29 protein-coding genes are annotated in these 22,685 nt (G+C 37.2%); 1 reads left to right on the top strand and 28 read right to left on the bottom strand.

Annotation, left to right across the window (positions count from 1 at the left end; translation table 11 throughout):
- Positions 1-33 precede the first annotated feature (33 nt).
- The 28 genes from ACFVS2_RS25155 to ACFVS2_RS25020 form a co-directional block, all read right to left on the bottom strand.
- Positions 34-309 (bottom strand): hypothetical protein, encoded by a 276-nt coding sequence (locus ACFVS2_RS25155; RefSeq protein ID WP_390238830.1) that lies wholly within the window; start codon positions 307-309, stop codon positions 34-36.
- 153 nt (positions 310-462) lie between these two features.
- Complete coding sequence (locus tag ACFVS2_RS25150) at positions 463-717, bottom strand: hypothetical protein (RefSeq protein ID WP_390238827.1); 255 nt, start codon at positions 715-717, stop codon at positions 463-465.
- An 87-nt stretch (positions 718-804) separates the two neighbouring features.
- Positions 805-1,263 carry a hypothetical protein gene (locus tag ACFVS2_RS25145; protein ID WP_390238824.1) on the bottom strand — a complete coding sequence of 153 codons (459 nt, stop codon included), beginning with the start codon at positions 1,261-1,263 and terminating at the stop codon, positions 805-807.
- 62 nt (positions 1,264-1,325) lie between these two features.
- On the bottom strand, positions 1,326-1,619 hold the full coding sequence (locus ACFVS2_RS25140; protein ID WP_390238821.1) for a hypothetical protein: 294 nt from the start codon (positions 1,617-1,619) through the stop codon (positions 1,326-1,328).
- Between the two features lie 43 nt (positions 1,620-1,662).
- Complete coding sequence (locus ACFVS2_RS25135) at positions 1,663-2,301, bottom strand: hypothetical protein (RefSeq protein ID WP_390238818.1); 639 nt, start codon at positions 2,299-2,301, stop codon at positions 1,663-1,665.
- 50 nt (positions 2,302-2,351) lie between these two features.
- On the bottom strand, positions 2,352-2,510 hold the full coding sequence (locus tag ACFVS2_RS25130; protein ID WP_390238815.1) for a hypothetical protein: 159 nt from the start codon (positions 2,508-2,510) through the stop codon (positions 2,352-2,354).
- A gap of 270 nt (positions 2,511-2,780) precedes the next feature.
- On the bottom strand, positions 2,781-3,782 hold the full coding sequence (locus ACFVS2_RS25125; protein ID WP_390238812.1) for a nucleotidyltransferase family protein: 1,002 nt from the start codon (positions 3,780-3,782) through the stop codon (positions 2,781-2,783).
- 87 nt (positions 3,783-3,869) lie between these two features.
- A complete protein-coding gene (locus ACFVS2_RS25120; protein WP_390238810.1) occupies positions 3,870-4,229 on the bottom strand; it encodes a hypothetical protein in 360 nt (119 codons plus the stop codon).
- 157 nt (positions 4,230-4,386) lie between these two features.
- Entirely contained in the window at positions 4,387-5,235 is an 849-nt protein-coding gene (locus tag ACFVS2_RS25115) for a hypothetical protein (protein WP_390238807.1), read from the bottom strand.
- A 168-nt stretch (positions 5,236-5,403) separates the two neighbouring features.
- A complete protein-coding gene (locus ACFVS2_RS25110) occupies positions 5,404-6,714 on the bottom strand; it encodes a hypothetical protein (RefSeq protein WP_390238805.1) in 1,311 nt (436 codons plus the stop codon).
- Positions 6,715-6,947: 233 nt separating this feature from the next.
- Positions 6,948-7,586 carry a regulatory protein RecX gene (locus tag ACFVS2_RS25105; RefSeq protein WP_390238803.1) on the bottom strand — a complete coding sequence of 213 codons (639 nt, stop codon included), beginning with the start codon at positions 7,584-7,586 and terminating at the stop codon, positions 6,948-6,950.
- 157 nt (positions 7,587-7,743) lie between these two features.
- On the bottom strand, positions 7,744-7,902 hold the full coding sequence (locus ACFVS2_RS25100) for a hypothetical protein (protein ID WP_390238800.1): 159 nt from the start codon (positions 7,900-7,902) through the stop codon (positions 7,744-7,746).
- A gap of 53 nt (positions 7,903-7,955) precedes the next feature.
- Positions 7,956-8,306 carry a hypothetical protein gene (locus ACFVS2_RS25095; RefSeq protein ID WP_390238798.1) on the bottom strand — a complete coding sequence of 117 codons (351 nt, stop codon included), beginning with the start codon at positions 8,304-8,306 and terminating at the stop codon, positions 7,956-7,958.
- Positions 8,307-8,326: 20 nt separating this feature from the next.
- Positions 8,327-9,184, bottom strand: coding sequence for a hypothetical protein (locus ACFVS2_RS25090; protein ID WP_390238795.1), 858 nt, complete (start codon positions 9,182-9,184; stop codon positions 8,327-8,329).
- A gap of 59 nt (positions 9,185-9,243) precedes the next feature.
- Positions 9,244-9,567, bottom strand: a complete 324-nt coding sequence (locus tag ACFVS2_RS25085; protein ID WP_390238793.1) for a hypothetical protein — start codon at positions 9,565-9,567, stop codon at positions 9,244-9,246.
- A 17-nt stretch (positions 9,568-9,584) separates the two neighbouring features.
- The gene (locus ACFVS2_RS25080; RefSeq protein WP_390238790.1) at positions 9,585-10,109 is read right to left on the bottom strand and encodes a phospholipase D-like domain-containing protein; all 525 of its coding nucleotides are present in this window, start codon (positions 10,107-10,109) and stop codon (positions 9,585-9,587) included.
- Positions 10,110-10,326: 217 nt separating this feature from the next.
- A complete protein-coding gene (gene nadD, locus ACFVS2_RS25075; RefSeq protein ID WP_390238788.1) occupies positions 10,327-10,944 on the bottom strand; it encodes a nicotinate (nicotinamide) nucleotide adenylyltransferase in 618 nt (205 codons plus the stop codon).
- Positions 10,937-11,269, bottom strand: a complete 333-nt coding sequence (locus tag ACFVS2_RS25070) for a MazG nucleotide pyrophosphohydrolase domain-containing protein (protein WP_390238785.1) — start codon at positions 11,267-11,269, stop codon at positions 10,937-10,939. The genes nadD and ACFVS2_RS25070 overlap by 8 nt, the downstream gene beginning before the upstream one ends.
- A 25-nt stretch (positions 11,270-11,294) precedes the next feature.
- On the bottom strand, positions 11,295-11,555 hold the full coding sequence (locus ACFVS2_RS25065; protein WP_390238782.1) for a hypothetical protein: 261 nt from the start codon (positions 11,553-11,555) through the stop codon (positions 11,295-11,297).
- A 429-nt stretch (positions 11,556-11,984) separates the two neighbouring features.
- Positions 11,985-12,554 (bottom strand): hypothetical protein, encoded by a 570-nt coding sequence (locus ACFVS2_RS25060; RefSeq protein WP_390238779.1) that lies wholly within the window; start codon positions 12,552-12,554, stop codon positions 11,985-11,987.
- 241 nt (positions 12,555-12,795) lie between these two features.
- Positions 12,796-14,208 (bottom strand): DNA repair protein RadA, encoded by a 1,413-nt coding sequence (gene radA / locus ACFVS2_RS25055; protein ID WP_390238776.1) that lies wholly within the window; start codon positions 14,206-14,208, stop codon positions 12,796-12,798.
- Positions 14,209-14,320: 112 nt separating this feature from the next.
- Positions 14,321-14,563, bottom strand: a complete 243-nt coding sequence (locus ACFVS2_RS25050) for a hypothetical protein (protein ID WP_390238773.1) — start codon at positions 14,561-14,563, stop codon at positions 14,321-14,323.
- A 133-nt stretch (positions 14,564-14,696) separates the two neighbouring features.
- A complete protein-coding gene (locus ACFVS2_RS25045) occupies positions 14,697-15,674 on the bottom strand; it encodes a DarT1-associated NADAR antitoxin family protein (protein WP_390238771.1) in 978 nt (325 codons plus the stop codon).
- Between the two features lie 83 nt (positions 15,675-15,757).
- A complete protein-coding gene (locus tag ACFVS2_RS25040) occupies positions 15,758-16,315 on the bottom strand; it encodes a hypothetical protein (protein WP_390238768.1) in 558 nt (185 codons plus the stop codon).
- 57 nt (positions 16,316-16,372) lie between these two features.
- Positions 16,373-18,916 carry an AAA family ATPase gene (locus ACFVS2_RS25035; RefSeq protein WP_390238767.1) on the bottom strand — a complete coding sequence of 848 codons (2,544 nt, stop codon included), beginning with the start codon at positions 18,914-18,916 and terminating at the stop codon, positions 16,373-16,375.
- 169 nt (positions 18,917-19,085) lie between these two features.
- Positions 19,086-20,093, bottom strand: a complete 1,008-nt coding sequence (locus ACFVS2_RS25030; RefSeq protein WP_390238764.1) for a stalk domain-containing protein — start codon at positions 20,091-20,093, stop codon at positions 19,086-19,088.
- A 160-nt stretch (positions 20,094-20,253) separates the two neighbouring features.
- The gene (locus ACFVS2_RS25025) at positions 20,254-21,216 is read right to left on the bottom strand and encodes a hypothetical protein (protein WP_390238762.1); all 963 of its coding nucleotides are present in this window, start codon (positions 21,214-21,216) and stop codon (positions 20,254-20,256) included.
- Between the two features lie 30 nt (positions 21,217-21,246).
- Complete coding sequence (locus ACFVS2_RS25020; protein WP_390238759.1) at positions 21,247-22,230, bottom strand: thymidylate synthase; 984 nt, start codon at positions 22,228-22,230, stop codon at positions 21,247-21,249.
- Between the two features lie 172 nt (positions 22,231-22,402).
- Here ACFVS2_RS25020 and ACFVS2_RS25015 point away from each other — a divergent pair, with 172 nt between their 5' ends.
- Positions 22,403-22,633 carry a hypothetical protein gene (locus ACFVS2_RS25015; RefSeq protein ID WP_390238757.1) on the top strand — a complete coding sequence of 77 codons (231 nt, stop codon included), beginning with the start codon at positions 22,403-22,405 and terminating at the stop codon, positions 22,631-22,633.
- Positions 22,634-22,685 lie beyond the last annotated feature (52 nt).

Below are 22,685 nucleotides of genomic sequence, written 5' to 3'. Positions count from 1 at the left end.
GCCTCATCCCTCTTGAGCTATGCTTCCAGATTTTTAATTAAACTCTTGTAATGAACAACCATAATCCCGAGCATATGAACCTTCAATTGCAAGTAATATCTCACCTGCATTTTTTAATCTTGGTTGTTGAGTAGAATGTTGGGTATGGTTAACGCATCGATTATAGTAAGCAACAGCTAATTCTTCCTCGCTGTTTCTATCTATCTGGTATTTAGAATGTAGATGTTCTCCTAATTTCAAACAGACCATATGATCGTTACTTTGATATTGTGCCGTCAACTTTTTATAAAAACTAATTCTTTCTGGCATGTGCCACCTCCGTTATTTCATATCCTTCTGAAATAGATGTTTGTACATCCCCTCTTTTGTAAAACATTCTTTATTGTAAGGACTGTTCACCCATTTCATAACAAAGAAAAAGAAGGATGTCCTTTTTGAGGGACTTCCTTTCTCTTCATCTTCCTATGCTTTTACTAATTGATAATGTAATTCCCTGCAAGAACCCTTTTTACCATTGGGATGAATAACCTCCATTACTTCTTTGCCCATTACACTAACCAATTTGTATCCATCTTCTGTCACATAATGCGAAGGTGGAATTACGTTTCCTGCTTTAATCATCTCATCAAAATGTTTCCTGCATACGAAACGTTTTCGAACAATAAAATCACCTTTGTTACCGCAAATGCATTTCGGAAATAGACCAATTAGACTCACACTCATTCCCTCTTTCTATAATTCATCTGCTCTATCACGAAAATCTTTATCAGCTAACCACAATTAGACTAAACGTAAATGGTAGAATTAACTGGTCTTTAGGACTTCCCGATTTACATAGGCTTCGCGTCTCTTTTTGCTGCCGAATTTCTTGACACCGCTGAATAACTTATTCCCTTTCTCATAAGAATCCCACTTGATAACGACTGCATCGACAATAATTGCCTTCTTATCTACGGTATGATATTGCCACTTACCATCTTCGTAAAAGCCAACAAAGCGTCCGCCATTATGAGTGGTGACCCACACCTTGCGATTGCTGTTAGGAACATTCTTAACAGCCAAGTCGTTCTCGACCATTGCAAGATACTCCGTTTGTCCCAGATCTGACAACTTAATCTTCCGATAGGTATCCCAATAGCCTGTTCTTTGCGACTCTTTTAGATCAGCAAATAAAGTCGGATATTTGTCTTTGTAACGATGAATAGCCCTAACAATGACAGGAAACGCCCTGCATGAAGACATAAATAAACGTGGTAATGACATTCTTTATCCCCCTCTCTATAGATTTAGCAGTTTCCTTCCTACCACTCGATTACACAATTAAATTAACAAGGATCAATTGGATCATCCACTTCGTTATACAGAGCGTCAGGGTGCCATTCTCCTTTTTCGATGGCAGTAAGAATTCCTGTTACTGTTGTAAGCTCGGAAAGCATGCCGCCTCTGAGTGAAATAAGACCTTTGTATTTTGTTGGAGTACGACCACGATCACCTTTACGATTCTTCGATACGTATTGTGACTCCGCCTCTTCAAGTTTCTTTAATCGTCGACGTATATATGCCCTCCTCTTTTCCAGGGTCTGTTTAAACAAGATTAAGGTTTCCTCCGCACTACGCATGTTTACAATCACCCTTCAACTATCATTCTGAATCATCAACTCTTTAAGGTTCTTTTCGTGTGAAATTGGGAAGAAAAGCGTAGTCACCATCAGGGTTAACCCAGTCAGTTTCACCAATGAATTTTCCATGTAAGTCATGAACCATTCCAAACTCGCCTTCTTTCAGCTTTTTCCAGCCGTTTGATAATGCGATGATTTCATTTTCCGTTTTAACGTCAATCACTTTTCTTTGATCAATGTTATAATCCTCATACAACTGATCCAATTTCAATTGAATGACGATTTCTTCTACATCAATTCGATTCTCGCCTCCACCAATTCCGTGCACCATGAATGGTTCAATTAAGATCTCATCCAAGAACTCATACAAAGTGTAAGATGTTCCATGGCCTCGATTGTAAGCGGCATGACAAAAATGGATCATTTGAGCGAGTTTTGGACTCTCCAATTCCATTTGTGCAAACCAGTTCATACTTTCTGAATATGGCATTCCAATATCTACCTTTTGGAGATACTTGGTTAAAAAGCTACTGTCATACCCTTCTAAGAAGACAAGATCTTGCTTATAAATTCCCTCACCTGTAGAAAATTCATCCGAACTACAAATCCAAATCTTCCCATTGTAATAAGTTGCTTCACCACATGTATGCATGACAACCTTGTCACCTTTTTTCAAAGACATGATAATCCCTCCATTATTTTGATTCGCTACCACTACTCGATCTGATTCACTTACTTTAATGTTTCGATCCACTCTGAAAAGGATAAAGGACTGTTCGTTTTTACTTTGTACTCTTCATACAAGTAATTCAGATAACCTTCAGCAAATTCCTCTGGCGTTTCATTGCACTGATCGCAGTTACAAACGCTTGGCGTTTGACTTCCCCACATGTTAAAATCCCTCCGTCTTTTCTTTCTTCATATTTACGAGACTTGAATTGATTCTCGAAAGATTAATGGTCAGATTTCTATTTTCATCATCACCTAAGTCATGATCCATGGTGAGGATGTGTACATGATGTTTTGAAAGCAACTCTATTGCCTCCGGTTATTGCAACAACGAAACCATCAGGAACATCACGCAAATCATCAACTTATACATTCACTTGTTCTTTCCATTTATTTCACCTTTCGAACTTAGTAACTTATCAATCATTCAAATTATGAATCATAGAAAGTTGTTAAAATTAGTTCTCTTATTTGCAAATCGGATAGTGATAGAATTTTCGCTCTAAACTCTGTTTCTCCGCCAGCTTCCTTCATCATCCGTTGCAAAAATCCACCCAATTCCTTTCCATCCAGGCCCGTAAGATCCTTTACAAGATTTCCGTTAAAACGCTGACGAAAAGCAAGTAATTGCTGATGATCAGCAAGAGCTTGTTCTACAAAAGGAATAGCATTCGAAAAGAAATTCAATATGAAAGGCTTGTAAAACTGCTTATCTTGATTATAAGGATAAGGAACGATTTCTTTCCTCAAGTAAGCATCAGATTGTAGCCACAAAAGGAATTCATTATAGGTTTTCCGCTTTGCATCCCGCACCCTTGATTTGTGATTCAAGTTATCCAGAAGATAAATATCAGGGTTGAAATAGGGAGTCGAAACTGCAAAGTGGAATACATCTTCAAGTGCATCGAAACCTTGCTGATGACGCGCATAATCATACCCAAGGAAAGCAAGGACTTCCTCAGCAGAAGTAGAAAGGACGATTTCCTTAATAACCTTATCCTCTTCTCGTAGCACATAGAGTAAACCCTGATGACCAAATTTTAGTCCCATCTTATGCGCAATTCGTCCCATTAAGTTCCCAAGGTCGTTATAGGAAAAGTAGGTTGCAGAAAAATCAAACGACTCCGATTTTGTTCCAATCAAATCGATTTGGAATTCTTTATAATCAAAACTGAATACATCCCCGTTTTTAAAGTTTTCGTTCGGTTTAAAATAATCGATTACGTATTTTGTCCAGTTGTTAGGCAAATGATCTAATTCAATCAAAACATCCATATCTCCGAAAGATTCTTTCCCACCATAAGCTTTGATTACCTCTGTTCTGATATTCGGAAATAGGTTCTTGAGTGCTAAGAGAACTTCTTCTACCAAGACAAAATATTCAACCTTTTCATAACGTCGAGTAAATGTATTTTTCAGTGCATTTCCACCCATTATTTTTCCTTCCTTTCTACGATAAGGAATGGAAACGCCAAGTTGAATCCCTGGCGTTTCCATTCCAATTTGTAAAATAAGAGTTAATTAGCCTTCATTATTGAGAAGAGATTTTGCAAATGATAATGACTCTACAACATTTCCAGCCTTCTGACCACTCATAACTTTTTCAAATTGATCGACAACCCAAGCAAGAGCATTTCTAAGCTCTTCTTGACTATTTGATTGAAGGTGTGATCGCTCTGCAATCCGATACAAAATCTCCATCTCCAACGTATGCATAGAATAGCTTGTTCCAAGTTCTTGTTCAATTCGTTCGTGAGTTCTTCGAAATACATTTTCACGTCCCAAGTGAGCATTCTCATGCAATTCTTTGATGTTTAGAAATGCCTCACTTAACTCTTCGCTTGTAAGCGAATCTAAAATTGCAGTCAACTTGTTTTTCATATACATTTCGCCCTTTCACTTTTCAATAGTTTTTCAAATGACTTTTGTTTCCTTTATTAATTTTGTTGTTGTCATTCAATATTTACGCCTGCTTTTATATCTCCATTTAACCAAGCTTGGCATGTGACATTAAAATACACCCAGCTACAAATGACCTTTAATCAATGAATACTGTTTGAGAGGAAACTTGATCGTTGCTTGATATTTTTATTGTCGCTTTGTTACTTGGCTTGATTTTGATCTCCTCAACACTATAATCATTCGTGATATTGAATTTATGCAAATGTCCCCCCTTATAAATCAGGTATTCTCCATCCCAATACCATTCTTCGTCTAATGAAGAATATCTACTACTTTTGTAATGAACCAGACACGGATTGATGGTGCGCAACAACACCGTTCTGCCCACATAGTCGATCATTTTTTTATATCCATCGTATTTCTTAATTAACTCCTGGTATTTTTCAGGCATAACCTCCTTTAAATGCGAGATAAACATCGGAACAACTTTCTCACGATAATCCCTGATTTCCCCACCCATTAGTGCTTGTGGTTTGAAAGAACAAAGTCGATGAATAAAATCAACAGTGAACTTGTCAGATGGAATAAAAGCTGTTATATTAACTCCCAAAAGAGGGTTGTTGAATTGAATATCCCCTTTCGCTTGTACCTCAATATGAATAAATGGATATGGAAATATAACATAGTCTTTGATTAAGCCTAATTTATTTGATGGATGATTTAATTTATTGTACTTCTCATGATTTTTCCATTTACTTTTAAATTCACGATACTTCTGTGATCTGCTCGTGTAACCCCTCATTGTACTGACTTCACCAAATTTACAATTCATCCCGCCAATACTTCTAACTTTAAGACATTGGTTGTTCTGATAATATGAACAACTCATATATTGATCACAGGATACAACACTCGCTTCCAAGGGTGCTTCTTTTCCACTAAAAATGCCTTTTCCTCCATACAATCCTACATGGATAACCTCCATATACACATTACACTCCCTTCTGTCATTCTAATAATCTCTCTTAATAAATTTAATTAACAATCTCCTTATTTTTCAAAATCCTTTTATTATAGCTATTTACAATCAAATCATAAGTATTTGTCATAGGTGTTCTATGTAAAAAGGGGCTACTCTTCAGCCCCCGCAAAATTATATAGCTAATTTCAGTACATCTGTTTGACTTGAGATTTCATCAATGTAGTGGATGTAATATTTTTCATTTCCACCAAAACGAGACATCGCAAAATTCATGTTCTCGTCTTCTTTCACTCCTGAATGAAAGAGAAGTTCAGGAAAAGTTTCAATCATTCTATCAATGGCCTGTTCCCCGCTAATCCAATTTGGTTTCTTTTCATTTTCCTCTTCAAGTTTTTTAGCCATTTCTTTTTGTAAATCTCCGTACTTTGTAATCACTTCTTTCGGATAAGCCATCTGAATGACTTGAACAATATCATCACATGCTGGTACATCTTCACCAAATATATTCTGAACTTTAATCAAAGAATTGAGAAGTAATGAAAATCCCTCGTATTTTTTGAAAAACTGATTGAGTGGCTCATAAAATGATCGATCATATTGTGCATAACGTTCTGAGCCTTTTGGCTCAATAGAAACTTGGAATAGACTTTGGGATTCCGATGATCTTAACTTGTACACCTCATCGTCTTTATGAATATAAATGACAAACATTTTTTTAGCGATATCCATAAAACCAAATAGTTCACGTTCAAATATACTGTATTCATGATTTGGATCTGGATACAAGGAAATAGAATTATTGTGTTGTGCCTTTTTTTCTTTGTACCGTTTCAAAACTTCATGACGAGAAAAACGAACAAACACTTCCTTTCCAGGAAACATCAAACGAACTCGCTCTTGTAGACGATCCATATAAAAATTCAATACTAAAACAAGAATCATCATTTCTTTCTCCTGTATATCTTTTGATAAACGAATGTAACGGTTTTCCATCGCATGTATCGCATTGACTTCCATGTTTGCACGTTCCAATCCTGCGTTCGCTATTTGCTCATGATCCTGATAGATTGACAAAAGTGCCTTTTGAACTTTTGAATATTGCACATCTGCTTTCTCCGAAGCATAGCTTTCCTTTATCTTGCTTTCCAAATCACGTAGCTCTTTTCTCCATTTATCATTCGTCATTTGCAAAGAGCGCATTTTGCTATTCAGTTTATCTCTTACATAATGAATTTCTAAACGAGTATTTCTTTTTTCTTTTTCAGGCACACCTTCAAGAAGGCTTCTATTCAATCCAAACCTTGTAATATAGTGTTCAAAACAAGCTCTTTTCGAAGATGACGCAAAATTAAAGTGAACGTAAATACCCTTTTTGTGATAAGAGAGGTAACGTTCAAGCAGATGAGTAAAGTATTCTTGAACATTCATTCTCTTTACATATTGAATGGATTCATGTAACACCTGGTCGATAATATTATTCATTTATAACATTCCTCATTTCATATAAAATTTGTCTGTCTTCAAGGTTCAATTGCACAACCGATCTTTTATTATGTCAATTTTATTTTACCATTACTTCTAAAAATATTCTATCTTTTTATTCTTTAATTAACACCTTGGTAGCTTCTTTTTTGTAGATGAACAAAAAAGAGACTTCCGCTAAGAAGTCTCTAATGTATTTGTTTCGTATAATGACAGAAGCCATCTTTTCATTTTCAAGATGTCATTACTGATGCGATTGCTTTTCCAGCTATATCGAAAGAATATCCTTTCCTTACTAAGAACTGCATCAGCTTTTGCCTCGTCTTTGGTATAGGATCTTTTCCTGAAATTGACCTTAGCTTTTTCTCGCACAGCTCAATAGCTTGTCCCAACTCTTTCTCATCAGAGCACAGTTCGTCTACTACTTGAGTAATGATCTCCTGGCTGATCCCTTTTTGTTTGAGTTCTGCTTTCAATCCACGTTCTCCAAGTTTTTTTATGTTCTGACGATCTTTTGCTAAAGTCTTAGCAAACGTTTCATCATTTACATACTGATAACTTCTCAGCTTTTCTAAAGCCAAGTCAATCCAGTTGTCTTCATAACCTTTTTGACGCAATCGCATGCGCAATTCATACTCGCTTCTGATTCGAAAGGACAGAAGTCTCAGAGCGCTATCCATGGTTTTCTGCATTTCTTCTTCAATTAAAACTTCATCAACAAATGATTGCTCTATTTCATTTCCCACCACTATTTTTTTTCGATTACGAATATAGACATCCTCTGAAATCCCAAATGCGAAGACATCATCCAAATATAACGAGTAGCGGGAGTTATTTCGTTTTTGTTGCTCAATCTTTGATATTCTCGGCATGACACCACTCCTTTTTGTCAAATATATTTTACCATTTGTGGACAGCATTTTCTACTTATATCTCAAAATGTCCGATCTAATTATAAAAAACAAAAGAGACTTCTCTTTTAGAAGCCTCCTTATTTAATCACTTGTTGTTTTCTAACAAACCTGTTCCTTATCTAAACTGGACGTTTCTTTCTCTTATTAGGATGGATTCGGATTCAGCCAGATATCTTGGAATCACCAATTTCTCGGAGATCTGCTGAATGTTGTCCCCTTCATTATCCAATTTTAATACTTCGTTTTTCATTTTCTCAAATTCATCATCAGGCATAAATGATCCTCTCCTTTCTCTGGAGGAGTTTTATCCTCAACTCAATTAAAATCTTAATCAAAAAGGAGGCTTCGCCCTTCTTCTGCACAATCTTTGAGAACCATAGCAAGTTCATATGCTGTTTGCTTATCCTTATCGTCTTCCCAATTTTCAATCACTGACAAGATTCGCGGATATACTATCGCGCAATCATCCACAGACAGTTGCCCTTCATTATCAGCGTGATCCAAGAGAGGGAGTAAGTCATCCTGCCATTCGGAAAACTTTCCATCTCCATCAAATCCTTCCATGCTTCTTAGATCCATTCCGATTTCTTTTGCTAATTTTGTCCGTAGTCGATTAAACTCACTATAGGCAATTTCAAAACCGCTATGTTTAGGTACCAATACTCTCAACGTTAACATGCATATCCCTCCCGCTTATCTTATTCAAACTTGGATCCTCTTTTAATGGATATTGCAATTGTATTTGATTTTGGATTCATGCCAATTTTACCAATGATATCCCCAGGGAAAACATCCCTTCCCATAAACCAAGTCCCATTCGACAAGGATTGATCTTCTCTCTTCTGAATGTCTATTAGTTTTAAATCACCTTTTCCTTTTCCGTGTCCCCACTTTGAAAGATCACGTTGATACTGTCCGTTTACAAGCATTAGATCCTTGTAAAGCTCCAGTTCTCCAAGAATACTAAAAGACTTGATAAATTCGACAGGCACTCCTCCAAGAACACCAGCCGTTGCATAATGAGCCAGAGATTCATCCCATGTTACTGTAAAATCGCGTTCCTTCTTTATTGCACTCTTAATTTTTTGTGAAACATATGTGGAATGAAAAAAGTCTTCGTCGGTAACAAGAAGTGCTTTTGGGACTTCACATTCGATATAGCAAGGGAATGTCTCCCACGTTACCCAAAAATCCTTTATCTCTTCGCCTCTTTCTTTTGCCTTCTCTTCCATCCAACTGCTTGTTGCTTGATAAGCGTAAAAATAGTGCCATTTGTTCGTTAAATAGATAACAGTATTTGCGGAGCTATAAATTCCTTTCCAGTTATCTATTTCTGTTTCCTTTCGTGGCAAAAGGCCATGTTGCAAAATGCTGTTTAGATGAGCGGTTGTCGTGCCATGAAACAGCGTTACTGTATCCTTCATATCTGCATTTCTTCGGACTTCTTCTACATTCGTCATTTCAAGTTGTTTAATATATAAATCTTTATAGTAGCGAGTCACTTCAAATCCATCTTCATTTTTATAGTTTTCTATGTTAATTAAATCAGATGACAATCCCTTCATCCTCCTATCGTTCATGTGTAAAGAAGCGATATTCACTTAGCTGACAGTGGCTATTTTACATACCGTTCACAAATCTCTTTCGCAATTTGAAGACGTTCAGCAGAATCCTCAACATCTTTGATTCGCATCCGATATTCTTTGCCAGGGTCATTCACTTTACTGTGATGATTATACATCTCCAGCTCGCCTTCCGCCACGTTGATGAAATAATCAGGATCATCTGCTTGATCAAATGTCTTGATTATAGGGATTTGTCCGCATGTATCACAACCATCTTTCATCTCTTTCTGATATTCTTCAATGTCGGCATATGCTGTATAGGAATGAAGACCATTACATCCACAGTTCACTTGCAAATAATCATACTTACTCATCATGTGACCTCCTCTTCTTAAATCTGCTCTTTCCAATTATCTCTCGAAAATACACTACCCTTTTCGGTAACAAAGTAACTGACCTCATCAATGTTCATCATGGATACTTCTTGATAGCTCCTACATTCCGAGCAACCAAATCTGCATGATTCCATAAATCCTTTAAGTTGATCCTCACGACAAATAACATAAATACAGTCAGAACCCGCACAAGATGGATCACCAATAATCATGAAGGTTTTAAGCATAGGTATACCCCCTTTTTCACAATCAACAACTCTCTTAGTATCTTGCCACATTTGATCAAACTCTTTCGTAAAGGAAAGTGCCACTTGTTCGTCACGTATGATCATGATTACTTCGTCATTGGTTGTGCTTGGCGCTTTCGAATAGTTAAATGATTCATTCGTTGCCACCTTCTGATCTACAATGGTTATTTTCAAGTGCATTAATCCTGACTGATTATCGATCTTGATCGGAACACCCTCGTTGTGAAGTATGCTTCTCAGGGTTTTGACCAGCCAGCATAAATGCCCACTCAAGTTTCACCTCCGCCCCACTGGAAGAGTTTGTTTCGAGCCAGCCATTTCGACTATTTTTATACAGCCGCATTAGCATTTGAATTCAGCGAATCACTGACGATTTGTTTGACTTCTTGTGTAGCAACGTGTCCAAAATCAGAACACCCTGACAGTATAGATATTGTGAACACGAGGTAGAAGACTACTTATTCTTTACTTTTCTCTTTTTGAAAAGTTTTCAACGATACAATCCATGCTGCATGATGTACTTATAGCATTCTCTTGGCATTAAGTACTGTAAGTATTTCGGATCTTCATTCGAGATTAATTCATTACGAATATAAGAAGAACTAATTTCCATTTCCATTCCCTTCTCAAGCAATTGGAATCGTTCTACATATGGTTTTAAAAATTTGGAATCCGCAAGAGTCTTTTGCATGTCAATCCCGTCTCGCGACATAACAATGAATTTATTATTTTCTACCAGCTCTTGCCCGTATTGCCATTCACCCTTTGCAATACTGACAAGCAAATCAGCTCCCATCATGAAATACACTTCATCATTCGGATGCATTTGCTTGTAATATTCCATCGTAAAGTAGGTAAAGACCTTTGAAGCTTCTTTTTGCATCTCATAATCATCTGCAATAAAAAGCGGATTGTCAGCAATCGCCAGTTGAAGTAAGTTCCAACGATGCTCATCGCTGATCTTCATTGTCTTATCAGGTCTTTTCGTCGAGCATGGTCCCATGATGATTTTCTGCAAACCACATCGTTCTGCCATTTTGGAAGCCGTCCAAAGATGGGAATTGGTAATAGGGTCAAACGAAGCTCCAAAGAAGCCAATTTTACGCATCTTCTTTTTCCTCCTTTTGATAACGCTCTGCCATTTTTTGTTGATGTGCCAGGAACGCATCTTCTAAAGAAAGACCGTAGTATTTAAGAACTTTGATCAACGGAAACAACACATCTCCAATTTCTTCTGCGATATGAGCTTTGATAACCTCGTCATGAGGTTCAATTTCATCAGGACGTTCTCGACCTTCTTCGATTCGTCGAACTTCACGACATACTTCGCCCAGTTCTTCTGTGACTTTATTCAAATCACTTTGCGGGTTAAGTATCCATTGGTGTCGGTGACATATTGCCATTACTGTTTGTTCCATTTGCTTTGTATCCATGTGATCTACTCCTTTTATTTGCAAATTAGTTTGTTGCGTTTTGGGATTGCGCCCGACTCCTGCCTTTTATTAAGCTTTTGACACTTACCTTATAATCGTCAGGAACCGAACCTTTATGGTTCGCTATATCTTCTACATCTTTGAACAACTGATGAGTTAAATCAGTAAATAATTCAATATTGGTTAGTGGCTCTCTAAAAGCCTTGATTCTATTTTTGTACTTATAAATTTCCTCAATGCCAAAATCTGCCCACATTTGTAAAAGCAACAACTCTAATTCATTCATAGATATAAATCCTCCTTTGATTTATCGTATGTGTTTTTTCACCGCGCTTGCTTTATCTCTTCAATATCATTATATCGTGTTTAATGTATTTGGTAAAACATTTTTTACATTTTAATTACAAATTTACATCCCTCTCAAAATTTAAAACCATATTTTGTATGATGATTCGAAAAAATAATTGACACTATCCTGTATTTGGTAGTATGCTTCAATCAAGGACACAAGATATAGAAACTATCTTGCAAACCAAACACAAGATATCGTGAAACGAAAGGAATGTGATTGATATGATGAAACGCATTGCAAAAGAACTCCCTGTGGATCTGTTTTTCGTAGTTGCAGGTGTAGTTATTGCTCATCTCATCCATCTGGCAATGTAAAAAGCCCAACCATATCATTCTTGATACGATTGGGCGCTCTTATCATGGTTTATGCGACGGCAACTAAGTCATTATCTTCTAAAACAACTCGCAACAACGAAGTCTCATAAATAAATGAGTGCTTTTTTACGGCTTCATATGTTCTTGTATCTTCCTTGTCATACATCATAACAAATGTACGGGAACCATTGTCTTTATAATTTTTCGTTAAGAGTGTCCTTGCTGTTTTCACAATTTGTTCTTCAATACATAAGATTGACATGGCTGACTTTATATAATCGGATACCGTTATGCTTTCATCTGTTACCCCAACCTGCTTTCTGTTTCGTTCAAAGAAAGCCCACGATTGACCAGACTCATCCTCATTTTTTCCAACCAAATTCATCTCGTTCGCCATTAGTACATGACTTACCATCAAAAGAGATGCTGATGGCTCCATCCTTACTGCTACCTTCCCATGTTTTGTGAGCATCTTATTTAAGATTTTTGCATTTCTCGTTCCATCTATTGTTAACGTTTTCGAGGAAAGTAACATCGTATCAAACTCTCGAATTCCCTCCAATAGTTTAAATCCAATTTCTGTAGTTCCTTGAATAATGGTATTTCCATTCAAAAGCACGACTCAACGCTCCTTTCTTGGTGTTTTTGTTAGGTCGTTATGTGTCCATAGTAATGAAAATCAACCCTTTCAACAACGCTTTTACCGTACAACGATGTTGGATACAAAAAGGATAGACAATTGAATCCATTTCAATGTTGTTGTCTTCCTAATCTTATGCACGTCTTAGTTCTATGATAGAGATGGTAAGCTGATATATGATCTGAGCTGTAAACAATAAAAAAGAGTGAGCATTATATACTCACTCGTTCGATGCTTTCTTCATGATTTGTCCATACAAAGCAGTGATGGCTTCGTTTAGTGTGCCTACTTCAACGACTTTTACATTTTTGAAACCTGTTAGATTTCGCGTGTTGTTCTTTGGTACATAAACCCGCTTGAATCCAAGGCGATCAACCTCTTTCAAACGTGATTCTAAATGCGGAACAGACTTAATTTCCCCTGTTAGACCTACCTCCCCAATAAAGACGGTATCAGTGGGAATACCTTTGTTGTAGATGCTGGACACCATAGACATCATAACGCCTAAATTTACGGCTGTTTCTTGAAGCTTCAATCCAGCAACCACTTTTACATATACGTCCTTGTCACTTGTAATCAAACCTCCGCGTTTCTCCAATATTGCCGTGAGGATTTGAAGCTGTTGCTTATTAATTCCTTCACCTACTCTGGTTGGATATCCGAACATCGTTTTCTCAAGAAGAGACTCGATTTCAACAATAATGTTTCGAGTTCCTTCTCTTGTTACAGTCAAGGCGCTTCCCGCAACAGGTTCCTCTCGTTTTGTCATGAAAAACTCTGATGGGTTATCAATTGGAATCAGTCCATGTCCTTCCATACGAAACAATCCGATTTCCCCTGTATTACCAAATCGATTCTTTGTGGTCGTTAACATTCGAAGTTGTTCACCACGATCTCCGTCCAGGTAGAAAACAGCATCGACCTCATGCTCAAATCCTCGGCTTCCAGCCAATTCGTCTTCCTTAGTCATATGCCCTACTAAGAAAACAGCTCGTGGTCGTTCTGAATGCTTCGCAATATGTTTGAAGGCTTTTGTACACTCTGAAACTTGTGTGGGTGAACCAGGTGATTGTGGAAGATCTTCCATGTATGCCATTTGAATTGAGTCCATGATAATGATGTCTGGATTAATTTCATGAATATGTTCTTTGATGGCATTCATATTTGATTCAGCCTTGAACCAAAAGTTGTCAGATAAATCATCACCGCAAATTCGATCCGCTTGCAACCTTACTTGCTTATCACTTTCCTCACCTGAAAAATAGAGGACTGTGTAATTAAGCTTTGCAAGTACATTACACACCTTCAGCAACAGTGTAGTTTTCCCAGCCCCTGGAGGAGCTGTAAGTACATTTAGACTGTCTCTAACAATGCCCCCTCCCATTACACGATCAAATTCAGGGATATTGAGAATAATCCGCAATTCTGCCGTTACATTCACATCTTTTAGTCTTTTCGGTTTATCGTACCTTGTATCCATTGTTCTTTTAGCAGCTGAGTTTACACTTTTAACGATGCTTACATTTTCCTCTATGAGTGTGTTCCATGAGTGACACGAAGGGCATTTTCCTGCCCACTTCATTTCTATATGATTACAAGTTGAACATTTAAACTGTGTTTTTGCTTTTGCCATACTCATCCTCCAATCCTATCAATGTATTTCACTTAATTGTATAATGATATACCGAATTGGTAAATATTTATTTACCAAAACAAAAAAGAAAGGGATTTATCATCCCTCCCTCTTATGATGTTGCTGCAATTATTTGACTCACTTCGTGTTCCTTTTTCTTGTCAGGATAGACATAGATATACTTTACACCGTTTAAACGTAGCTTCTCGATATAGGCTTCTGTTAATACATGCCCCGCACTTAACAGCAACATGTCTCGATCCTTGTATACATCTTTGGCAACAGTATATCCAAGATAACAATTTCTAAGCTCTACACGATCTTTTGGAAGCGAAATTGTTGATTTTAACACCATTTATACTCACCTCCTCATTCTGTCAACCCCTTTCTGTGGTTATGTTATCTTATGGGAAAATCTCATTAAAAATAAAAAAGAAGAGGCTTAGCCCCTTCTTAATCTTCCTTTTATGAATACACAATCCTAAATATCAAACATTTGGTAGACGGTATATCGTTACAGGATAATCATGAAACACCTCTTTAATGATACCAAAGATTTCCTCCCAATTTCCTCCACCAAGGTTACTGCCAAGTTGATAAGGCAATGCCACAGAATATCCTTTCTGCATAGCAGTTTCCTTCATAACTTCAATGGATTTGCGAAGATATGTTTCTTCTGTTCTTTTTTGATCTGTACCAATTTCGTGCTGACCAAATAGATTTGCCACTATCCGTAATAGAGTTGGCTTAATATTAGGATCAGAAAACAAAGTCAACTCTCCTACCGACTCATCTGGAACCTCTACGAATTGGCAATGTCCCATAAGCGAACGAGTCTTCTGTCCAATCTTACATAGTGTTGCATATTCATTAAATACAATGGGATATGCTTCTTTGATCAGCTTAGCTAACCCGCCTCCCATTACACCGAGACAATTGACTTGGTGACCAATGACAAGCTCAGGCGCTTCCATTAAATCACCTATCACCTCCCTGACTAATACACCTCTCAGTGCCATCGCAAGCGGTTGGCACTCATTTGTGATAGATTCTCTACCTTGCTTCACATATTGACGAATGACATCAGCTTGACAGTTCTTCGAGTTTCCTTTGAACATATCCGTGAAATCATCAAATTGCTTTGCGAACTCAACTAATTGAGGATTTGCATCCAGGTACTTTACCCACAGCAACTTATAATAGTAAGTGAGAAAGTCAATTGGCAAAATCCGTCCATAAATGTTGACTCGAACTGCCTTCCGACCACTTTTCTGCCAAGCCTTCGCCTCTTTCCAATCAGAAGCTTGTACGTAATTCCCACTATCATCAAGAAATTCTTTCGCATTCTGATAATGAGCCTCTATGCTGTTGAATCGTTCCTTTCCATCCAGGTTGACAAGAACATTTGCAAAAAGTGCGGAATACCTTTTGTCACCTCGTGAGGAACACTCTAAAATGTTTGACATCCCAATCACCCTTTTTTCTTAAACGAAATTGTTATATTGTAAACAAAATTTATCTCTTATAGTCATCAAACTGAGATTGAGCGTTATTCCTGTTCATACAAAAACAGGCTCGGTTCTTGCCAGCTTTTTATTTGTTCCTCTCCAAAAATATCGATCATCATTTCTTTTTGATATTGTAAAAATTCTTTTAGCTTCTCGTTGTATTCCCGCATCTTCCTTTCATTCTCAGGTGTTACTTCCACACAAAAAACGCTTTCTTTTTTCTTTCTTGATCCATATATTTCAACCGTCTTATTGTGAATCATTCCTTTTTGAATACGGATTGGCATGATACGTGAAGATAAAGACTTGTCCAGTGTAAACAAGCGTTTTTCACGGTTTTCTTTGGGCTGAATGATGCCTATATGTTCCTTTAAACTTCGAAGATGACGACTTTTCGCTCGTACAACTCGATGGTAATGCCAGTGATCCTTATCTCTCAAGATCTCACTTGTATCTTCATCGTTCATATAAAGAGAGATCATGTTCATTTCATGATCCCATTCTGAGATCCATGAGTAATCGACTTGATGAAATCGCGTTTGTTCTCCCTGGGTATAATCCTTCACTCGATAACCTATATCCGTTTTTTCAATTTGCATTATGATCACTCCTTTTAGAATTTCCAGCATGGTATGCAAAAACGAGTTGAGAAATGCTCAACTCGCTTCGGCAAGGAATTTTTCCTCCAGGCTGGTATAACGTTGTCGATGCTTGAACGTTCGAATCGCATGGGCAATTGCTTCGGGTTGTCCAATGATACAATTGAAATCCTTTGATCGAGTATAGCCCGTATAGAAAATGCTATTATCCAACATGTTGTAATTATCCATCATCATTGGCATGATGACCGCAGGCCATTGAGATCCTTGGCTTTTGTGCACAGTCATAGCGTATGCGTGATCTAACTCCTCAAAAATGTCGTGATACATCACATAACCATCTTCATAACGAACAATCATGACCATCTGATTAACGCCCATTACTTGTTCTTTTCGAATTTCTTCGATCATTCCACATTCACCGTTTGTTATTCCAAGATTGGTGGTATCCTCAATGTAATTACCAAGTTCATCTTTTTGATACCAAGGCATTTGATAGTTATTAGCAATATGAATTACTTTGTCTCCAGCTTGGAAATAAAGTGGAACATCTACGGTTTCATCTTTAGATGGATGTTTCTTTCTGATATTCCGATTTATCACTTTTTCCCCTACGGGATTTGGATTAAATGCTTGTTGAATGATCCAATTCATGACATAGGTGCCGACTTCTCCAATCCGTTGAAGACAAAGCACTTGTATATCTTCAAACGAGTATCCTTTGCCTTCCATCAATCTCTCAATAGAACGGATCATTGTGTCATGAACATCTTCAACATTTTGCTTTCGAATGACATAAGCATCTTCTGTATCTTGACACGAAGAAATCATTTCACCATTAATGATCTTGTTTGCATTCCGAATAATTCCTGAATGTTCCGCTTGTCGTTTTACAACATTTAGAGTAATAACGGGTATCATTCCACTATTGATCATGTCATGAAGGACATTTCCTGCTCCAACAGAAGGAAGTTGTTTTGTGTCACCCATAAAGATTACTTTGCATCCTGGTGGAATTGCTTCAAACAAACTTTTAGCAAGTTGAATATCCAGCATAGAGCTTTCATCAATAACTACACAATCCGCTTCTAACGGATTGTCTTCATTAAATTCAAAGCCATTATCAGGTCGATATCCCAAACCTCGATGTACGGTGGTACACTCGCGCCCAGTTGCTTTCTTTGCAACCTTAGAAGCTTTCCCTGTCGGTGTAAATATTTTGACTCGAAATGGTTTACGGCGTTTTTTAAATTGAAGCTCCAACAATGCTAAAATCACTTTCAACGTAAAGGTCTTTCCACAGCCAGCACTACCATTTAAAATATACATACCGCCCGTTTTACTGGCAAACTCTTCTACTGCTTTTTGCTGCATCTCTTCAAGTTGTAAACCATTTTCCAGTAAATACTTTTCAACATCTTCTTTTACACCAGGAAATTCACCTTGATTTTCAAGCATTAGTCGGATGACTTTTTCCGCTACCTTTAATTCCGCCTGATGCAAATACACCAGATACATCGAGTCGCCGTCTGCAACAATTTTCAGATTTGCTTGTAATGTCACAAGCTGCTTTTCGATTTCGACTGTATCAAGAGAGATCAACCGATAACGATATTTTTCTCGACCTCTGACAGTTTTTTCTCTCTGATAGTTACTCCAGTGCTCGAAAAGTGTTTGGTAGGAAACGGTATGAATCTTATTTCCGAACGCGTATTCAACATCCGATTTTCCACGATTTTGTTCTACCAATTGTTTCATTTCATTAGCGGTTAATTTGTAATCTAAACATTCTTTTGCACGTTTCAACAGATCTTTTTCTGGCAAGAAACAATGACCTTCATTCATTGCTTCTTTAAGCACATGAAGCAATCCATGTTGAACCCTACTTTCCCCTTTTGGATCATATCCAATTTGACGAGCAATTTCATCACATCTTAGAAATCCAAAGCCTTTTACTTCATCAATGAGAAAATAAGGATTATTCTCAATCATTTCCACGACATATCCCTTGAAACGCTCAAGCAATTTTTTCGCCTGTCGCATCGTAATTCCCCACCCAAGAAGAGTGCTTAGGATGCGATAATCTTCTTGCAATGCTTGTAATTGTACGCTCCAACTCTCCACGCTTTTTTTACCAATTCCACTTATTTCATTGGCAACACGCATAGGGTCTTTCATCAGGATTTCAACGATCTCACTACCATACATATCATATAGGTGTTCTGCTCTCTTGTTTAACCCTTTCAATGTCTTTAAAAAAGAAATTACGCCATGACGAGAAGTTGGTTTTTCTAATCGTGCCGACTCACATTTTATTTGTTTTTCTTTCCGATAAACAGTGACTTTTCCTTTGATGAAATACGTTTGTCCATCTAACAATGGAAGTGGAAATGTACCTGTTAACTTAAAAGTATGTCCCTCTTCATCCTCACAGATATATACCGAATACCCTGTCTCTTCCATGAAAATAATTCGATTAATCACGACCACTTCTCTACTTACTTCATCATTTATTTGATGTTCTTCCAACCATTCTGGAATGCTGAAATAGTTGTTTCCGAATGTAGATTCATTGTTAAAGAAACTTGAAAAACTTGACACCTTACTCACTCCTTCCTACAATCCTCCGTTAAATTTTACGTTGCATATAGTCTAATATTTTACATTGTATACTATAAGCAATAATCATTCAAATGCATATCCCGACTTCATTTTTTTCTAATTCCATACAAAATAACAAAAAGCCACTTATTAAGTGGCTTATCTGTCCTTAGCTCGCATATGTGATAATGTCTACTTTGTCCACAGTGGTTTTTGTAATGGTGATCTTTTGTGTTGTTGCATCCCAGCCAACGTTTGCGCCAAAGCTTTCAGACAAGAAGCGAAGTGGAACCATCATACGACCATTATTTACTTCAGGTGCAACAGGAAGTGTTACCGCAACACCATCTATCAAGGCTGTTTTGGATCCTTGTGTTAACTTGATGTTTCGTCCATTAATATTTACCGTTGAGCTTCGGCTGTAATTGTCATATGTGACGTGTAATCCCAATCCTTCGGCTACGAAACGCAGGGGCACCAATGTTGATCCTCCGCGAATATATGGAGCTGATTCAAACACAAGTAAATTACCTCTTTCTGATCCATTTACAATATTCTTTTGGTATCCTGTTGTAGCACCTACTTGCAAGGATACTTCAAGCGTTTTCGTAATAAACTGAGGTTCAGGTTTCTGTTCTGGTTTTGGAGGATCTTTCTTTTTGATTTCAAATTCATCAGATTCGTAAGATTTACTTACAATGGATTTGACTTCATTTCCATCTTTATCTTTTTCAGTCTTTTGAAAATCTCCTGAAACCTTGATGGTGTATTCATCATCGTCTTTATCAGGATTAGTCAACCCGGCATCTTTTTCAAACTCAATTTCCAGCTCTTTATCTCCATCATTGTGATTGGATAGAATAAGGGTAACGGTTTGTCCAGACACTTTGACTCGTTTCGGTTCCTCTCCGTTCACATACACATAATCCTCATCGATTTTTCTTGGAATGTCCCATTTTTTTGGAAATGTAATTTTGACTTCTTTTCCTCCAACAAGAGTAAGATCGTCATTTTTGATCTTAATTTCAAAATCAATAGATGCTTTCTCTGATGCCTTGTTAGAAGAAAGGTAAATGTCGAAATCATTGCGGGACTTTGCATAGGCTGGTGAAAATCCACTTACCAAGACAGTTGTTGCAAGTACAGCCATTAGGACTGGTTTGATAATTTTTTTCAAAGCAAAACTCCCCTTTCTAATCTTCAATCCTGTATGATATACACTGTTAATTGTGCTGATAACTTTTTAGATTGAAAAATGAAATTAAATATGAATCATGTTTAAGAAATTCATTCTTAAAATGAAAAGAAGCGGGTTTTCCCGCCTCTCTTCATTTATTTCATTTATTCTCCTGTTGAATTACATCTTTACCAATATCGGAAATCTGTTCTTTTGTATTGGAATGGCTGTCATTGTTAACATCAATCGTTTGAATGTTTGATAGGTCTGTCAAGAATACCTGAATATCATCTGTCATTGTATTATTCGTGTCCTTCAATCGTTCCAGGTAAGCAGTAAGGTCTTTAGCAAGCTGGCTGTCAGGATGTTCTTCTACAATCTTTTTGTAATGATCTATTGTTTCCTTTAAAAGAACTTTTTTGGAGTCAACTAACAACTCGTTATTCAGTCCAAAATAGATTTGGTAATAATATTCTTTACTTTTTACAAATGACTCATTGTAGTATGTCGTAGCATACTTTTTTAAGTAATCCTCCAACAGAAGAATTCGACTCGCAACCTTGTCCAAATCAAATCGCTGATCCTTATCATTAAAGAAAGGATTTTCATATTCTTCTTTACTAAAAGAAACTATCGCTTTCAATGAATCTGTCATAAATGGTTCGTATTTCTCTAACATGTATGACATGTTCGGCTGAACAGCAAAACGTCCATTGTCTCGAATAAAGAAGAAGTGATCCTCTAACACTTCATTAACGAAGGCTTTAAGTGTCGGATCTTCGATTTTCTTCACATCTTCTATTTTATTGATATCAATCTTCTTTTCTACCTGTTCTGAAATTACATCTTGCATGCCATCTGCCTTCTTATTCAACGTAGGCAATTTTTGATACATGGCATACAGCATCCCATCGACAGCATTCGAAGCTTCTTCTTTACTCAGTCGTTCCAGATTTCCCTCCATCTTCTTTTCTAACACATCAGGTTCAGAAGGTTTGGTTACCAACGCCATATAATCCGCCATAAAAGCTTTCTCTTCATTCTTTGTAAACCGTTGTTCTGAACACCCTATAATAGAAATTGAAACCATGATGCAAAGCATTGTCATCATTGATTTTTTCAACGCGTAACGCCTACCTCTCTTTTTCATTTCTTAAACAGCAACCGCTCCTGCAATATAAGGATGATGCTGATATCCCGTAATCTTGATGTCACTTATTTGAAAATCTTCGATATTCCGGACATCTGGATTCAAGAATAGTGTCGGGAGTGGGTAAGTCTCTCTCCTTAACTGAAGATTGATCTGATCAATATGATTGACATAAATGTGAGCATCTCCGATAGTATGAATAAACTCTCCCACTTCAAGTCCCGTTACATGAGCCACCATATGAGTCAACAAAGCGTAAGAAGCAATGTTAAAGGGAATCCCCAAGAAAATATCCCCACTTCTTTGGTATAGCTGACACGACAGTTTGCCATCCTCCACATAAAATTGAAACATTGTATGGCACGGCGGTAACGCCATTTTATGAACCTCTGAAACATTCCACGCGTTTACGATCAGCCTTCGAGATTGAGGGTTATTCCTAATTTCTTCAATGACCCAACGTAATTGATCAAATATTTCTTGGTTCGCTCCTTCCCAGGAACGCCACTGTTTACCATATATTGGACCAAGATCACCGTATCGCTTTGCAAATTCATCATCCACCAAAATTAACTGCTTAAAGATTTGGAGTTGCTCTTGATACAACAAATTGAAATCTTTGTCATACTGAGAGCGCAAGCCAAAGTCTGTCATGTCAGGTCCTGTATATTCAGAGCTTTCTACCCATTTTTTAAAAGCCCATTCAATCCAGATGTTATTGTTATTTTCAATCAAAAATCGAATATTTGTATCCCCTTTTGAAAACCAGAGCAATTCAGAAACAATCAGATGAAAGGGAATCTTCTTGGTCGTAAGTAGTGGAAAGCCATTTTTCAAATCAAACCTCATTTGATAACCAAAAACGTTTATTGTTCCTGTCCCTGTACGCTCCTGTCTCGCCTCTATATGTTTTCTTTTCAATTTTCCTTTCTTTTTTGCTGTTCGTATAACATGCTTGCATAAATCATGGTATTGCTTCATGGACATAACCCCCTTTATTGGAATAAGGTTATGTTTTATGCTTTTTACAGCAAGGTAACGCCATTAATTCAATTAATCGTTGCCTATAGTCATTATATAGAATTCGTATTTTTTAGTCAACGAACTGTGGTCTGTATATAATATATACGTAACTACACTAATGAGAGGAGGGTATACGATGAAAAGAGTTGTACTAACGATATTAGCAGTTTGGTCGGGCTTGTTACTGGTTACTGGATGCTCTCCTTCTGATACGGAAAAGCAAACACAAAAAGTTGAAAATCCAACACAACAGTCGGAGCAAACTTCTGCATCAGAGAACCACAATCAAGCAGCGATGCAACAACAAGCCGATTTACAAAAGATAAGGCTCTTTTCAGTAATATTGTTGCTCTTAGAGAGCCTGTGATATAATATCCCCAGAACATTTGTTTGTAGGGGGCAACTCACAATGAACTGGC

It is taken from the genome of Brevibacillus sp. NPDC058079 (genome assembly GCF_042885155.1).
Taxonomy (GTDB): Bacteria; Bacillota; Bacilli; order Brevibacillales; family Brevibacillaceae; genus Brevibacillus.
This window is presented reverse-complemented; position numbering and strand designations above follow the sequence as displayed.